The organism is Curtobacterium sp. MCBA15_016 (genome assembly GCF_001865105.1).
In the GTDB taxonomy this organism is placed as follows: Bacteria; Actinomycetota; Actinomycetes; order Actinomycetales; family Microbacteriaceae; genus Curtobacterium.
This window is the reverse complement of the sequence record NZ_MJGR01000024.1, coordinates 71,199-84,630: the sequence shown is the minus strand read 5'-3', so window position 1 is coordinate 84,630 and position 13,432 is coordinate 71,199. Positions and strand designations below refer to the sequence as shown.

Genomic DNA, 13,432 nt, shown 5'->3' with positions numbered 1-13,432 from the left:
CGTCCACTCGCGTCCACCGCCCCCACCTACGCTGGGTGCATGGGGGCACGCGAGGACTGGTGGGACGATCCCGGCGACGACCTGGTGCTGCACCCACCGCGAGCCGAGCAGGCGCCGCCACCGCGCGACCCCGGCTCGGTCGACCTCGTCGCCACCGTCCTGCTCCTCGGCGCGGCCGTCCTGGTGAGCCCGGCGGCGTGGTTCGGCGTCCTCATCGGCCAGCTCGCGTTCGCCGGGTGCGCGCAACCGTCGCCGGGGTGCAGCAGCGCTGACGACCCCGGCGCGGCCGTACGCAACTGGCACCTCGTCCTCACGCTCGTCGTCCTCGTCGCGGGGGTCGTCGGTTCGATCGCGCGCCGTGCCCGACGCCGGACGGGGTGGCCCGTCGCACTCGCGACACTGGTCGGCGTGCTCGTGGTCTTCGCCGGAGCCCTCGTCGCGATCCAGGTCGCCAGCGGGGGCAACTTGTTCTAGCGACCCCGGCGTCGACGCGCCGCCCAGCCGTCCGGTGGCCCGCTGCGGCGCGACCGCTCAGGCGAGGATCGCGTCGAGCGGGTACGCCGCGAGTGTCCGGATGCGCTCGGGTGAGGCCCCCGCGTCCCGGAGCACGATCTCCCAACTCGTCTGCACGCTCTGGTCGACCGGCGTGCCGGAAAGTCGGAAGAGGTTCGCCGCGTGCGCGCCGAGCGCGCCGGTCAGCAGCCGACGTGCCAGCACGCCCGCGTCGACCGTCGCCGGGACGTCGCCGTCCTCGATCGCGGCCCGCACGTTCCGCCGCACGAAGTCCAGGGCGTGCTCGACCCGGCTCGGCCGCTGCTCGCCGCTCTGTTCGATCATGAGCCGCAGGGCTCCGCTCGCGATCGGACTCGTACGGTCCAGGTGCAGGCCTGCGCGCATCGCGATGAGCAGTGCGTCGAGACCGGGGCGCATCGTGCGCTCGACCCGGCCGAGCAGGGCCTCGAGCCGATCGAGGTGCTGTTCGACCACCGCGTTCGCGAGGGCCTGCTTCGAGGGGAACGCCTCGTACCCGATCGAGGACTTGGGCTTCCCCATCGACGCCGCGATCGACGAGAAGGACGTCCCTGCGTAGCCGTTCCGGGCGAACTCCTGCGCCGCGGCCTCGATGATCCGCTGCCGGGTCCGAGCTCGCTGTTCCTGGCGCTGGTTCACCCGACGATCCTAGGTGGGCGCCGGGCCACCCGCCCGTCGATCACTCCACGGGCACACCCCGTTCCGTGCGGTGGTCGCGCCCGAACCCGCAGTCGCAGAGCACGCGGATGGGTTCGCCCTCGCGGAGCGTGAGGAACGTCTCGAGGTGGAGCTGCACCGGGGCGTCGAGGCTCGGGATCTGGTCAGTGAGGGACATGCGGGGTTCCTTCCAGTGGAGTCGGAGCGGTCGTCGAGCGGCGGCGCCGGAGCGCGAGGGCCGTCACCGTCGCCGAGGCGAGGACGAGCAGGACGAGCAGGACGGGGACGAGCCCCACGGACGGATGGGAGCCGGACGTCGGGTCGACGCGCGTGGCGGCACTCGGCGAGGCGCTCGGCAGGGCGATGCTCGCCGCGGTCCGTTCGGTGGTGACGCCGTCGGTGACGGCGATCCGTGCGAGCCAGGTGCCGGGCGACACCGCGGCCGGGACCGTGAAGGTCAACGCGGCCCGCTGACCCGGCGCGAGGGTCCGCGGCCGGTCCCCGGTGATCGACGGGAGCACGGCCCCTGCTGGTCCGTCCGCGAGCACGAGCGTGCCGGTGAGGTCGACCGCGCGCTCGCCGGTGTTGCGGACGTCCGCGAGCACGGTCCGCTCGTCCCCACTCGGTCCGACGCGCGGCTCCGACACCCGGAACGCCGTGCGGAGGGCGGCCGGCCCGCTGACGGCCACGTACGCCCGCACCCCGACCCGGCTGACCATCCGGAGGCCGGTCCCGTCCGGCCGCTCGGAGGCGGTGGCGGCCCAGACGACCGCGTACCGCTCTCCGCCGGTCGCGTCCGGAGGGACGGCGACGCGGACCCGGACCAGGGCGGACGACCTCGCCGGAACGTCGACGGGCGCCGGGTCCAGCCCGATCCACTCGGTGAGCTCGCTCCGCGGTGCGGTGTCGATCCGGAACGCTCCGTCCGTGATCCCGGCCGCGGTCGTGGTCATCCACACCGCCCGCTCCGTGTCCGAAGCGTTGGTCACACGGATCATCCGCTCGACCGTCTGCCCGGGCCGCAGCGCGTCCCGGATGTACCGACTGGTGGGTGACCGGTCCGTGGCCTCGGCCCCGGGGAGCAGTTGCACGCCGATCCCCGGTTCCGGGCTCGATCCCGTCCCCGCTGCGGCGACCCCGGCCGGGGTCACGAGGACGGACCACACGATGCTCGCCGCGACGACGAGGAGGAGGCTGTGCGCAGCTCGTCGAGTCACGCCACCGAGTGTGTGATCGTCGCCGTGTAGTCATCGGCGGCCAGGGCGTCCGCGGGCACGGCGAGACCGACCGTCGCGTCCCAGGTCGCGGTGTTGTTCCCCGAGACGGCAGCCGCGGTCTGCACCGCCGCGGCCGTCGTGCTGCCGGTGACCGTCGACGGCGTCAGGGTGGCCGTCCCCGTCACGACGGCCTGTCCGGGAGCGTAGGTCAGCGCGGACGCCGGCAGCTGGCGGTCCACGCTGGCCGACGAGAAGTCGGTCACCGTCACGGATGCGACCCACCCGTCGGTCCCGGCGCGATCGTCGGTCACGACGACGCCCTCGAGGGTCGCGGAACCCGTCGTCCCCGGTGCCGCCGACCCGAGGGTGAGCGCGGTGGGCGCCGAGATCGACAGTGCTCCGGCTTCGACCGCGGCGACCGCCGTGGTCTGGCTGTCGGCGGCGGCAGGGGTCGCGACGCTGATCATGGCCGCGATGGCGAGGCCAGCGACGGCGGTGCTGGCGAGGGCGGTACGTGTCCGGTACATGGGGCTCCTTCGATCGGCGCGCAGGTGATCTGCACTCAGTAGACGATCGTATTTTGAGCAACACGTGACGTCTACCCCTCGGATGCGGGTGTCGTGGCCGGCACCGGGACCATCGATCACCGATGTCAACCGCTGGACTGACGAACCACCCGCCGCGCCCTCCTATCGTTGGACCGCCGCGCAGCGCATCCCTGCGCCGCGGCGGACGAGGGGAGAACGACGTGCTCGAGAACCTGGGCGGCGCACACGTGCTGGTCCTGCTGGTCGTGCTGGCGCTGGACGTACTGGCGCTGGTGCAGGTGTGGCGGGACCGACGTCGGAGCGACCTCGTGAAGATCGTCTGGACCGTCGTGATCGTCGCGGTGCCGGTCATCGGCGTGGTCGGGTGGGCCGTGAACTGGCTCCTCGGGCGTGCGGCCGACCGGTTGAACCGGACGAGCGGCCCGAGCGCCTGACGCGCAGCGTGGTCGAGACGACAGGACCCGGCGGTGTGTCCGGGTGCTGAGCGAGCGACATGCCGAACTGATCGCCGAACTCGAAGCGGCGGCGTCGGACGAGTGGGGTCCGCGGGCACTCCTCGCCTGCCTGCGGAAGCTCCGCGACGGCGGCCCGACCGAAGCGGAGTCCGTGGTCGTCCACGATGCCTGGGCGACCGAGGACGGCTTCCGCGTGGTCTACGACGCTCCGTGGGGCGGCCCGCGCGTCGGCATCGTCCGCGAGCGCTCGACGACGATCGACTGGCTGGACGCCTACACGACCGGCGAGGAAGCCACACCCGAGGAGTTCGGCTGGGAAGTCGCCGATTTCAACATCGGCGAGCCGCTCGGCCGGTGGCTCGACCACCTCGACGTGGACGCCGACGGCCTCGGTTGGTGGGGCCACGTCCCGATGCGCCGCGCGGGGCGGCGGCGCTGACCCAGCCGGGTCCGGTCGTCGGCCCGGCAGCCGTGGACGCGACCACGGCTCGACCAGGAGGCGCGGTGCGGCGCCGCCCCGCGCCTCCCGACCCACGGTCGCTGCGGTTCAGAGCCGCTTCGCGTACCACCGGTCCGAGTAGGGGTCGTCGGTGAAGGCGGGTACGCGCTCGAACCCGAGCCGCTCGTAGAGCGCACAGGCCTCGGCGAGTTCGGCACGGGTGTCCAGCCGGAGCACGCCGATCCCGCGGCGACGGCACGCCGCCTCGAGCTCGCGCACGAGTCGGGCCGCCGTGCCCCGCCCACGTGCCTCGGGCAGGGTGAAGACCTTCGTGAGTTCGGCGACACCGAGACCGACACCGGCACCGAACCGCGCTCCGGCGCACGCGATCGCCCGCCCCTGCTCGACGGCGACGAGGAACACCCCGGACGCACCCTGCAGGTCGTCGTACGGCTCGTCGCGCAGCGCCTGGTCGACCTCGGCCTCGGTCGCCGGGCGTCCGTACCAGCGCGACGCGACCTCGGCGAGGTACGTCCGCACGATCCCGTCGGCCACCGGGTCACCGGGGTGGACGACCTCGACGTCGACGCTCGACCCGTCGCTGATCCGTTCGTCCACGGTCCTCCCTGAAGCTCACTGCGACCGTACCGGTGGAGCGATGTCGAGCGCAGTCCAGCCCCGCAACGGAGGAACCTTGCGCGGTGCGATCAGTTCGGAGCGCGGGGCCGCCGGACGCGCACGTTTCCGCCGCAGATGGGCAACTTTGCGCCCCCCGATCTTCCCTAGGCTCGATGCACGCACCCGCAGCCAGCCCAACGACGGGAGGTACGACATGTCGCAGTTCGTCCAGGAGTTCTCGAAGGACGCCATCGTCGGAGAACCCGAGGTCGTCGAGGATCGCCTGTCCGTGCGCGAGGTCGCCGCCCACCCGGCGTGGCTCCGGCTGCAGGACGCCGTCACCGCGCTGCAGACCGTCCAGGCGCAGGACGGCTCCGTGCCCGAGCCGGGCGCCCACCGTGCCGCGACCGAGCACGTCGCGACGATCGTCCCGGCCATCGCCGAGCTCGCACCGCACTTCCCGCACGACGCGGCCTTCCTCGAGGCCGTGCAGCACGACTTCACCCGGTGGCGCGACGAGGGGTTCGACGTCCCCGACTTCCTCGACTCCCTGAACGCGTTCCAGCCGCAGCAGCACCGCGTCGACGGGCTCGGCCACCTCGTCGTGTTCCCGATGGTGACGCAGAACGGCAGCTCCTCGCGGTTCGTCGAGGCCGTCCTGGTCGAGGTCATCTGGCCCGAGTTCATCGCCGAGCTCGAGGCCGGGGACTACGGCAACGCGCTCTTCGTCGCGCTGCGGTTCGTCGACTTCACCCCCGGGTACGACACGAACTCCGCCGTGCTCTTCCCCGAGACCGTCGCGATGCGCGAGCTGCCGACGTTCACGTGGGGCGCGATCTTCCAGGACCGCGAGGCCGCCCGCTACCGCCGGGTCGTCCGCGCAGCCGCCGAGATCACCAAGCTCGACCTCCCTGACGACGCACGCGCGATGCTCGACGACCAGGAGCTCACCGAGCAGGTCTTCGTGATGTGGGACATCATCCACGACCGCTCGCACATGCGCGGAGACCTGCCGTTCGACCCGTTCATGATCAAGCAGCGGATGCCGTTCTTCCTCTACTCGCTCGAGGAGCTGCGCTGCGACCTCACCGCGTTCCGTGAGTCCGTGCGTCTGGAACGCACCCTCTCGGCGCTGCCGGATGCGAGCCTCCAGGACGCGCAGCGGGCCATCCGTGACCACGCGCGCCTCGTGCAGTACGCCGTCGTGTTCGACCGCATCTTCCGCTTCGCGATCACCGGCAGCCGCGTCCGCAACTACGACGGCCTCGGCGGCCAGCTGCTCTTCGCGTGGATGCACCAGCACGACGTCCTGCACTGGACGGACACGCAGCTCACCATCGACTGGGAGGCCGTCCCGGACGTCATCATCGCCCTCAGCGACGAGATCAACGAGCTGTACCGGCGCTCGATCGACCGGCCGAAGGCGGCGCACTGGCTCGCCGCGTACGAGATGCTCACCCGGACGCTCACGCCGCACCCGGCCTCGGCCTGGGCGCGCGGACTCCCGACCGAGACGCTCGCCGGACCGCCGAAGGGCTACACCGACGCGGTCATGGACGACGAGTTCCCGCTGTCGATGTTCTACGAGGCGCTCAACAAGAAGATGGCGCCGGTCATCGCGTCGACGGCCGGGATCACCGGGACGACGGAGGTCGCCGCGTGAGCGATCGGTCGCTCGCCGGTCGCGTGGTGCTGGTCGCGGGCGCGACCAGCACCAGCGGCGAGGCCGTCGCTCGGTCGCTGGTCACCGCCGGTGCGACGGTGGTCGCGGTCGGCACGAGGGCGGCAGGCCTGGAGGCGCTCAGCACCGCCGTCCCGGGCGTCACCACCCACACGTGCGACCTCTCGTCGCGTGCGGACGTCGCCGCGCTGGCTTCGCGGATCCACGCGGACCTCGGGCCGATCGACGGACTCGTCCACCTGGTCGGTGGCTGGCGTGGCGGTGGCAGCATCGCCGGCCAGTCGGACGACGACTGGGACTTCTTCGACCGGGCCTTCCGGACGCTCCGGAACACGACGCGGGAGTTCTTCGCCGACCTCGTCGCCTCGCCCGCCGGACGCCTGGCCTTCGTCTCCTCCACCACCGTCGACTCGCCCACCGCCGGCGCCGCGAACTACGCCGCCGCGAAGGCCGCCTCGGACGCCTGGGTCCGCGCCGTCGCCCAGGGCTTCGGCACGGACGCGCCGGACACCGCTGCCGCTGTCGTGTTCGTCGTGCGCGCACTCGCCGGCCTCGAGGCGCGACTCGGCGACGAGGTCGTGCGGCTCTGGTCGGCCGACCCCGCGGCCGTGAACGGCACCCGCGTCCCGCTCTCGGCGGGCGACGCCCCGAACCTAGGATGAACGCGTGACCCTTCGACTCCACGACCTGGACCTGCGGGGCTTCGCCTCGGACAACTACGCCGGCATCCACCCCGAGATCCTCGCGGCGATCACCGCGGCCAACGACGGCCACCAGATCGCCTACGGCGAAGACGTGTACACCGCACGCCTCAACGAGGTCGTCGGGGAGCACTTCGGGTCGCAGGCGCAGGCGTTCCCGGTGTTCAACGGCACCGGCGCGAACGTCGTCGGACTGCAGTCGATGCTCCCCCGCTGGGGCGCCGTCGTGTGCACCTCGACCGCGCACATCCACACCGACGAGGCCGGTGCCCCCGAGCGCGTCGGCGGGATCAAGCTCCTGCCCGTCGAGACGCCGGACGGCAAGCTCACCCCCGAGCTCATCGACAAGGAGGCCTGGGGCTGGGGCGACGAGCACCGCGCCCAGCCGCTCGTCGTCTCGATCACCCAGACCACCGAGCTCGGCACCGCCTACTCGGTGGACGAGGTCCGCGCGATCGCCGACCACATCCACCCGCTCGGCATGACGCTGCACATGGACGGCGCCCGCATCTCGAACGCGGCCGCGAGCCTCGGGCTCCCCCTGCGCGACTTCACCACCGACGCCGGCGTCGACGTGCTGAGCTTCGGTGGGACGAAGAACGGGATGCTCTACGGCGAGGCGATCGTCGTCCTGAACCCCGATGCATCGGAGGGCCTGCACTACCTCCGCAAGCTCAACATGCAGCTCTCGTCGAAGATGCGCTTCGTCTCGGCACAGCTCATCGCGCTGCTCAGCGACGACCTCTACCTCCGGTCGGCCGGGCACGCCAACGCCATGGCGCAGCGACTCCGCGGCGCTCTCGAGGCGGGGATCGCCGACGGCAGCATCCGCGGCGTCGGATTCAGCCAGGAGACCCAGGCGAACGGGGTCTTCGCGACGCTGCCGGCCGGCGTGGCCGATCGGCTGCGCGAGCACTTCCGGTTCTACGACTGGGACGCCAGCCGGAACGAGGTGCGGTGGATGTGCTCGTTCGACACCTCGGAGCAGGACATCGACGCGTTCGTGGCGGCGCTGACGCGGGAGCTCGCCGCAGTGTGAGCCACTGACATTTGCGCATTTCACCGGCTACCGGCAGAGTGGAGCCACCGGCAAGGGGTGCCGGACCGGAGGGAACGCACATGCAGTCATCCACCTCGTCACCGTCGAAGATCGCCGTCGCCGTCGTGCTCGCGGCCGGACTCTGCACACCGCTGTTGTCAGCGCCGCCGGCGTCCGCGACGCAGGATCCGATCGCGGTCGACACGGCGACGGTCGCCATGGAACTCGAATTCCAGGCCGCCGACATCGCCGGTGGTCTCGAGCTGATCGAACGAGTGCCCGGGCGCGTCCTGCTCGAAGGGCAGGCGGCGTACGACGCGTGGATCGCCGCGAACCAGCACGTCCTGGCAGCGGCGCGCGCGAGTGTCCTCGAATGCTCCGGCGCGATCGCGCTCCTGATCGCGTCCACCGCGTTCCCCGTCGCCAAGATCCTGAAGATCAAGCGCCTGATCAACTCGCTCGGTGGCGTCACGAAGGCCGTCCGCGTCATGTGGGGTGCGTCCTTCAGCTGGGAGAAGATCCGCGCGCTCGGCGGGGCTGCCGCAGCGCTCGGGGCCGAGCTGCTCGGCGTCGCCGCCGTCAAGCGGGGGTGCTTCCGATGAGACGCTGGGGCCCGGCACTGATCGTCTGCGGCGGGCTCGCTGCCACCGCTGGCGCCTGGTACGCGCTCGATCTCGTCTACGCCTGCGTGGCGGCCTTGGGGACGCTCACCTACGCCGCGTTCGCGTCGCCGGTGATCGGCTCGACAGCAGTGCCGCCTGGGAGCACACCGGACCCGACGGAGGTCCGGCGTTGGCGGGAGCAACACCCCGGTTCGACGGTGAGCGAGGCCATCGCGGCAGTGTCTGCGCGGTGATCGCGGTCTGGACCGCGGCCGACGCACCACAGCGACGGACGGGAGGCGCGGGGCGGGGCCGCACCGCGCCTCCCGTCCGTCAGCCGATCACGTGACGGTCCGCACCAACTCGACCAGGCGCAGCGACGGGGCGTCCCGCCCCTGCCCCAGCAGTCGGAAGTCGCGGGAGCGACCGCTCGCCCGGAACCCGCGACGTTCGTAGAAGCGACCGGCCGGCACCGCCTGCTCGTACACCTCGAGACGGAGCCGCTCCCCGTGCCCCGCTGCCCACCCGACCACGTGGTCGAGCAGCGCATCCGCGACGCCGTTCGCCCGGCCACGGGACGACGGCGTGACGTACACGCCGGTGAGCACGGGGTCGTTGCCGTACGCGTCACCGACCTGGCCGCTCATCATCCCGATCCAGCGACCCGTCCGGTCGACCGCCACCACGCTCGTCGTCTCGGTCCCCTCGCCACGCCTCGCGCGGAGCCGCCAGTCGTCCTCGGTCATCGCGAGCGTGTACTCGAGCGTTGCGCCGTAGGAGATCGGGTCGTCCGTGGCGTTCTCGATGCGGAGGGCGCGCACCTGCTCCCAGTCGCGCTCGGTCGTGGTTCGGATCGTGAAGTCCCCCGGCATGTCCGCAGCGTACCGGCGGCGGGGTGCTCAGCCCGTGAGACCGAACAGCCGGCGGGCGTTCCCCGACGCGAAGGCTTCGCGGGCCTGCTGATCGGGCAGTGCCGTGAGGAAGGCGGCGATCTCCTCGCGGGTGGGCTGCTGGAACGGGTGGTCGGTCGAGAACAGGAGCCGGTCCGGCGTCGTGATGCTCAGGGCGTGCCGCAGCATCGCCGGGTCGAGCACGCCGGAGGCCGTGATCCAGACGTTCTCGCGCAGGTACTCCGTGATCGACCGTTCGAGGCCGGCCGCACGTGCGAGTCCGTCGGCGCGGTCGTGCCAGAACAGCAGGAGCTCGCCCCAGTGCCCGAGCACGAGCTGCAGCGACGGGTGGCGATCCAGCACGCCGCGCGCCATGAGCCGGAGCGCCGCCGTTCCCGCTTCGAGGTGCCAACCCCACGAGAAGGTCGCCAGCGCGAGGTCGGGCAGGCCGCCGAGCCCGGTGTAGGAGGCGTCCCGGACGGCCCGCGGCGGGATCTGCGGGTGGATGAACACCGGCTGCCGGAGCTGCTCCGCGACGGTCCAGAGCTCCTCGAAGCGCGGGTCGTCGATCAGGACGTCCCCGGTCCGGCCGTGCAGCATGACGCCGACGAGGCCGAGTGCCGCGGCGCGCTCCAGTTCGACGGCGGCGGCGTGCGGGTCGGCGAGCGGCAGGGTCGCGAAGGCCCGGAAGCGGTCCGGGTGTGCGGCGACCGCGGCAGCGACCTCGTCGTTCGCGTCGCGGCTCAGCGCGACCGCCTCGGCGGCGTCGAGCCCCTGCGTGCCCGGAGGGGCGAGGGACAGGACTTGCATGTCGACGCCCTGTGCGTCCATCGCGGCGAGGCGCTCGCTCCCGACGTCGCCGAGGCGCCGCGCGGCATCGCCGTGGTCGTTGAGGACGAGGCTGTCGTCGCGCCGGTCAGCCGGCAACGCGCGCTGCGCACGGTCGATCCCCTCGTGCACCCAGTGCTCCTCGATCCCGATCAGCAGATCCGCCACGACGTCACCCTTTCGCTCATCAACTGTTGAGTGAACCGTAGCACCTCCGCTCACCGTCTGTAGAGTGAACTCGTGCCCGAGTCACTCTCCCGCAAGGACCGCCGAGCCGCCACCGCTGCCCGGATCCTCGAGGCCGCGCAGACCGAGTTCGGTGTGCACGGCACCCGTGCGACGATCCGCGGCATCGCGCAGCGCGCCGGAGTCGACCCCTCGCTCGTGCTGCAGCACTACGGGTCGAAGGACAACCTGTTCACGCTCGCCGTCCAGCCCGTCGCCTCCGTGAGCGCGGACGACGTCGACGACCACTTGCGGACGGTCCTCGACGCGCGGCTCCTCGAACTCCCCCCGGCCACCCGCGCGCTGATCCGCTCGATGTTCACGTCCGAGCAGGCAGCGCAGCTCATGCGCAGCTACCTGCAGGAACGGGTCGAGGCACTCGCGCACGCCAGCGGTACCGAGGACGCCGAACTCCGGGCGACCGTCGTCGTGTCGAGCATCCTCGGGCTGACGATCGCCCGGCACTTCATCGGGCTGCCGGGCCTCGACCCTGGAGCGGCCGGCTCCCGCACGCCCGATCAGGTCGCGGACGTCGTCGAACCCTGGCTCGCGGCACTGCTCGGCGGCACCGAGGACGACTGAGCAACCGATCAGTCAGCTCCAGGCGCCGCCCTCCGCACTGAGGTGCTGTTCACCGAGCGGCGTGATCGGGACCACGGCGAGACTGGTGAGACCGACGCGCAGGAGCTCCGCACGCGACACTCCCACCCGCCCGATGGCACCCATCCCCTCGATGACCGCGCAGAAGTAGGTGGCGAGCGCCTCGGCGTCCGCATCCGCCTCGATCTCACCGGCCACCTGGGCGTCGACGATGCAGGCCGCGTAGTCGGCACGGATCGCGTCGAAGGCCTTCGTGACGGTCGCGGCGACCTCCGGATCGCGAGCGGCGAGCTCCACCGACGCGCGCACGAGCAGCGACGGTGCTGCCTGCGCGGCGCCGTGTTCGACCGCCGCCGAGACGAGTTGCGTGCGGATGCGGGCGATGGGGTGCTCGGCGCCCTGCAGCACGGTCTTCACCGCGTCGACAGCACCGTCGGTGTCGCTGAGGAAGGCCCGCATGAAGAGTTCCTTCTTGCCGCCGAACGCGTTGTAGAGGCTCTGCCGCCCGAGCCCCGTGGCCTCGAGCAGGTCGTCGAGCGACGTGCCCTCGAACCCGGTCTCGGCGAACGTGCGCCGCGCCCGCTCGATCACGTCCGCCTCGTCGAACTTGCGTGGTCGTGGCACCGGGGCTCCTCCGGGTCTCGTTGTTGACTGATCCGTCCATTATGACGTACCGTTCTGGATCAATCAGTCAACAACTCACATCGGAGGGCTTCGTGACCGGAGCACTGCAGGACAAGACAGCACTCGTCTCGGGCGGGACGTCGGGGATCGGACTCGCGGTCGTGCGCCGTTTCGTCGCCGAGGGCGCCCACGTCGTCGTCACGGGGAGGCGCCAGGAAGCACTCGACGCGATCCAGGCGGAACTCGGCGACGCCGTCACCACGGTCCGCGCCGACGCCACGCGTCCGGACGGCATCGCGGCGGTCTTCCACGCGGTCGCCGAGCGGGGGACCGGGCTCGACGTCGTGCACGCGAACGCCGGAGTCGGCGAGTTCGGGGCCCTCGAGTCCGCGACGGCCGACGACTTCGAGACGACCTTCGGCACGAACGTCCGGGGAACGCTCCTCACCGTGCAGGGTGCGCTGCCGTTCCTGCACGACGGGTCGACGATCGTCGTCACGGGATCGACGTCGGCCGCGGGCACCGAACCGATGCTCGGGCTGTACGGGGCCTCGAAGGCAGCGGTCGCGGCGCTGACCCGCACGTGGGCCAGGGAACTCGCTCCCCGCGGCGTCCGGATCAACACCGTCGTTCCGGGTCCGACCGAGACACCGGGGTTCGTGGGACTCGCCCCCGGCGACTCGGACGCGTGGCTGGACCAGGTCGCCAGCGGACTCCCCTTCGGACGGCTCCTGCGCCCTGAGGAGGTCGCCGCCACCGTCCTCTTCCTCGCGTCCGACCAGAGCGCCGGCATGACGGGCAGCGAACTGCTCGTCGACGGCGGCAGCACGATCGTCTGACCACCGCCGCCCGCCGACGACACCAGTAGGCTGCCGCCGTGACCCTGGTGCAGCTGCGCGTCTTCGTCGCCGTCGCCCACCTCGGCTCGTTCACGGCGGCCGCGGCGGCCCTGCTCCGCTCGCAGTCGTCGGTCTCCGAGTTCGTCCGCCGGCTCGAGGGCGCGTACGACACCGCGCTGTTCGTCCGGGGCCGGCGGCGCCTGACCCTGACGGACGCCGGCGCGGTCCTGCTGCCGATGGCGGAGCGGATCATCGCCGAGGCCGACTCGGCGGACCGGGCGCTCCGCGCGGTGACGTCACTGGTCGGCGGGACGGCGTCGTTCGGACTGCTCCGCAACGCGAAGTACTACGCGCTCGACGAGCTCCTCACCCGGTTCCACGCCGCCCACCCGGCCGTGCGGCTCCGGGTCATCGGGCTGAACTCGGTCGAGGTCGCGAACGAGGTGGCCTCGGGCGGTCTCGAAGCAGGGCTCGTCGTCCTGCCGATCGACACCGACGGGCTCCGGGTGACGCCGCTCCGCCGTGACGAGGTCGTCTTCGTCAGCCGGGACCCGTCGGTCGCCGAGCAGCCGATGACGATCGAGGCCATGGCTGCTCGTCGCCTCGTCCTGTACGACGCGCACTACGGCTGGCGCGACCCCACCAGACGGCAGTTCGCCGAACGTGCCCGCCTCGCCGGGGTGTCCCTCGAGCCGCACGTCGAGGTCGAGCAGGTCGAGACCGCGCTCGCCCTCGTCGCGTCGGGAGTGGGCGACACGTTCATCGCCCGGGCGGTCGCCGAGGTGTCCGCCGCGGGTCTCGGGCTGCACTGGACGCCGTTCGCCGAGCCGGTCCACGACACCGTCGCGCTCGTCGAACGGGACGGGTCGATCCTGTCGGCGGCCACCGCGGAGCTCGCCCGTCTGGCCCGCGAGCTCCTCACCGAGGGGTGACCGGCG

Annotated in this window: 18 protein-coding genes; 10 read left to right on the top strand and 8 right to left on the bottom strand. The window is 72.1% G+C overall.

The genetic code is table 11. From position 1 onward, the window contains the following. Positions 1-39 precede the first annotated feature (39 nt). The gene (locus BIV03_RS10905) at positions 40-474 is read left to right on the top strand and encodes a hypothetical protein (protein WP_071295712.1); all 435 of its coding nucleotides are present in this window, start codon (positions 40-42) and stop codon (positions 472-474) included. A gap of 57 nt (positions 475-531) precedes the next feature. Here BIV03_RS10905 and BIV03_RS10900 read toward each other — a convergent pair whose 3' ends face one another. The 4 genes from BIV03_RS10900 to BIV03_RS10890 are packed head-to-tail and all read right to left on the bottom strand — an operon-like array spanning position 532 to position 2,932. Further along, entirely contained in the window at positions 532-1,170 is a 639-nt protein-coding gene (locus BIV03_RS10900; RefSeq protein ID WP_071295711.1) for a TetR/AcrR family transcriptional regulator, read from the bottom strand. 40 nt (positions 1,171-1,210) lie between these two features. Continuing rightward, on the bottom strand, positions 1,211-1,366 hold the full coding sequence (locus tag BIV03_RS19620) for a hypothetical protein (RefSeq protein WP_175473709.1): 156 nt from the start codon (positions 1,364-1,366) through the stop codon (positions 1,211-1,213). Beyond that, on the bottom strand, positions 1,353-2,405 hold the full coding sequence (locus BIV03_RS10895; protein WP_071295710.1) for a hypothetical protein: 1,053 nt from the start codon (positions 2,403-2,405) through the stop codon (positions 1,353-1,355). The genes BIV03_RS19620 and BIV03_RS10895 overlap by 14 nt, the downstream gene beginning before the upstream one ends. Beyond that, positions 2,402-2,932 carry a WxL domain-containing protein gene (locus tag BIV03_RS10890; protein WP_071295709.1) on the bottom strand — a complete coding sequence of 177 codons (531 nt, stop codon included), beginning with the start codon at positions 2,930-2,932 and terminating at the stop codon, positions 2,402-2,404. Before BIV03_RS10890 ends, BIV03_RS10895 begins: the two co-directional genes overlap by 4 nt. Positions 2,933-3,153: 221 nt before the next feature. Between BIV03_RS10890 and BIV03_RS10885 the strand changes: the two genes are divergently transcribed. Then, positions 3,154-3,387 carry a PLDc N-terminal domain-containing protein gene (locus tag BIV03_RS10885; protein ID WP_022907408.1) on the top strand — a complete coding sequence of 78 codons (234 nt, stop codon included), beginning with the start codon at positions 3,154-3,156 and terminating at the stop codon, positions 3,385-3,387. 43 nt (positions 3,388-3,430) lie between these two features. Beyond that, positions 3,431-3,847 (top strand): hypothetical protein, encoded by a 417-nt coding sequence (locus BIV03_RS10880; RefSeq protein WP_071295708.1) that lies wholly within the window; start codon positions 3,431-3,433, stop codon positions 3,845-3,847. Positions 3,848-3,955: 108 nt separating this feature from the next. Here BIV03_RS10880 and BIV03_RS10875 read toward each other — a convergent pair whose 3' ends face one another. Next, positions 3,956-4,465, bottom strand: coding sequence for a GNAT family N-acetyltransferase (locus BIV03_RS10875; RefSeq protein ID WP_217637377.1), 510 nt, complete (start codon positions 4,463-4,465; stop codon positions 3,956-3,958). A 214-nt stretch (positions 4,466-4,679) separates the two neighbouring features. Between BIV03_RS10875 and BIV03_RS10870 the strand changes: the two genes are divergently transcribed. The 4 genes from BIV03_RS10870 (at position 4,680) to BIV03_RS10855 (ending at position 8,488) form a co-directional block, all read left to right on the top strand. Next, a complete protein-coding gene (locus BIV03_RS10870; RefSeq protein WP_071295707.1) occupies positions 4,680-6,128 on the top strand; it encodes a DUF6421 family protein in 1,449 nt (482 codons plus the stop codon). Continuing rightward, on the top strand, positions 6,125-6,808 hold the full coding sequence (locus BIV03_RS10865; RefSeq protein ID WP_071295706.1) for an SDR family oxidoreductase: 684 nt from the start codon (positions 6,125-6,127) through the stop codon (positions 6,806-6,808). Before BIV03_RS10870 ends, BIV03_RS10865 begins: the two co-directional genes overlap by 4 nt. Positions 6,809-6,812: 4 nt before the next feature. Continuing rightward, a complete protein-coding gene (locus BIV03_RS10860; RefSeq protein WP_071295705.1) occupies positions 6,813-7,886 on the top strand; it encodes a low specificity L-threonine aldolase in 1,074 nt (357 codons plus the stop codon). A gap of 80 nt (positions 7,887-7,966) precedes the next feature. After that, positions 7,967-8,488 (top strand): hypothetical protein, encoded by a 522-nt coding sequence (locus BIV03_RS10855; protein WP_071295704.1) that lies wholly within the window; start codon positions 7,967-7,969, stop codon positions 8,486-8,488. Positions 8,489-8,829: 341 nt separating this feature from the next. Here BIV03_RS10855 and BIV03_RS10845 read toward each other — a convergent pair whose 3' ends face one another. Next, positions 8,830-9,360, bottom strand: coding sequence for a GNAT family N-acetyltransferase (locus tag BIV03_RS10845; protein ID WP_071295702.1), 531 nt, complete (start codon positions 9,358-9,360; stop codon positions 8,830-8,832). Between the two features lie 27 nt (positions 9,361-9,387). Further along, on the bottom strand, positions 9,388-10,374 hold the full coding sequence (locus BIV03_RS10840) for an amidohydrolase family protein (RefSeq protein ID WP_071295701.1): 987 nt from the start codon (positions 10,372-10,374) through the stop codon (positions 9,388-9,390). Between the two features lie 72 nt (positions 10,375-10,446). Between BIV03_RS10840 and BIV03_RS10835 the strand changes: the two genes are divergently transcribed. After that, complete coding sequence (locus tag BIV03_RS10835; protein WP_071295700.1) at positions 10,447-11,013, top strand: TetR family transcriptional regulator; 567 nt, start codon at positions 10,447-10,449, stop codon at positions 11,011-11,013. Between the two features lie 12 nt (positions 11,014-11,025). Here the strand turns inward: BIV03_RS10835 and BIV03_RS10830 are convergent, their stop codons facing one another. Further along, entirely contained in the window at positions 11,026-11,655 is a 630-nt protein-coding gene (locus BIV03_RS10830; RefSeq protein ID WP_071295699.1) for a TetR/AcrR family transcriptional regulator, read from the bottom strand. Positions 11,656-11,747: 92 nt separating this feature from the next. On the opposite strand from BIV03_RS10830, the gene BIV03_RS10825 reads away from it, so the two are divergent. Both BIV03_RS10825 and BIV03_RS19155 read left to right on the top strand, forming a co-directional pair. After that, on the top strand, positions 11,748-12,494 hold the full coding sequence (locus BIV03_RS10825) for an SDR family oxidoreductase (protein WP_254790857.1): 747 nt from the start codon (positions 11,748-11,750) through the stop codon (positions 12,492-12,494). Between the two features lie 38 nt (positions 12,495-12,532). Next, positions 12,533-13,426: a LysR family transcriptional regulator gene (locus BIV03_RS19155; protein WP_070417990.1), complete on the top strand. Its 894-nt coding sequence runs from the start codon at positions 12,533-12,535 to the stop codon at positions 13,424-13,426. The last annotated feature ends 6 nt before the right edge of the window (positions 13,427-13,432 follow it).

What these genes read in the sequence shown, in the direction of transcription:
- BIV03_RS10845 (WP_071295702.1), bottom strand. Translation starts at nt 9,360, where the DNA reads ATGCCGGGGGACTTCACGATCCGAACCACGACCGAGCGCGACTGGGAG.
- BIV03_RS19620 (WP_175473709.1), bottom strand. Translation starts at nt 1,366, where the DNA reads ATGTCCCTCACTGACCAGATCCCGAGCCTCGACGCCCCGGTGCAGCTC.
- BIV03_RS10855 (WP_071295704.1), top strand. Translation starts at nt 7,967, where the DNA reads ATGCAGTCATCCACCTCGTCACCGTCGAAGATCGCCGTCGCCGTCGTG.
- BIV03_RS10870 (WP_071295707.1), top strand. Translation starts at nt 4,680, where the DNA reads ATGTCGCAGTTCGTCCAGGAGTTCTCGAAGGACGCCATCGTCGGAGAA.
- BIV03_RS10905 (WP_071295712.1), top strand. Translation starts at nt 40, where the DNA reads ATGGGGGCACGCGAGGACTGGTGGGACGATCCCGGCGACGACCTGGTG.
- BIV03_RS10890 (WP_071295709.1), bottom strand. Translation starts at nt 2,932, where the DNA reads ATGTACCGGACACGTACCGCCCTCGCCAGCACCGCCGTCGCTGGCCTC.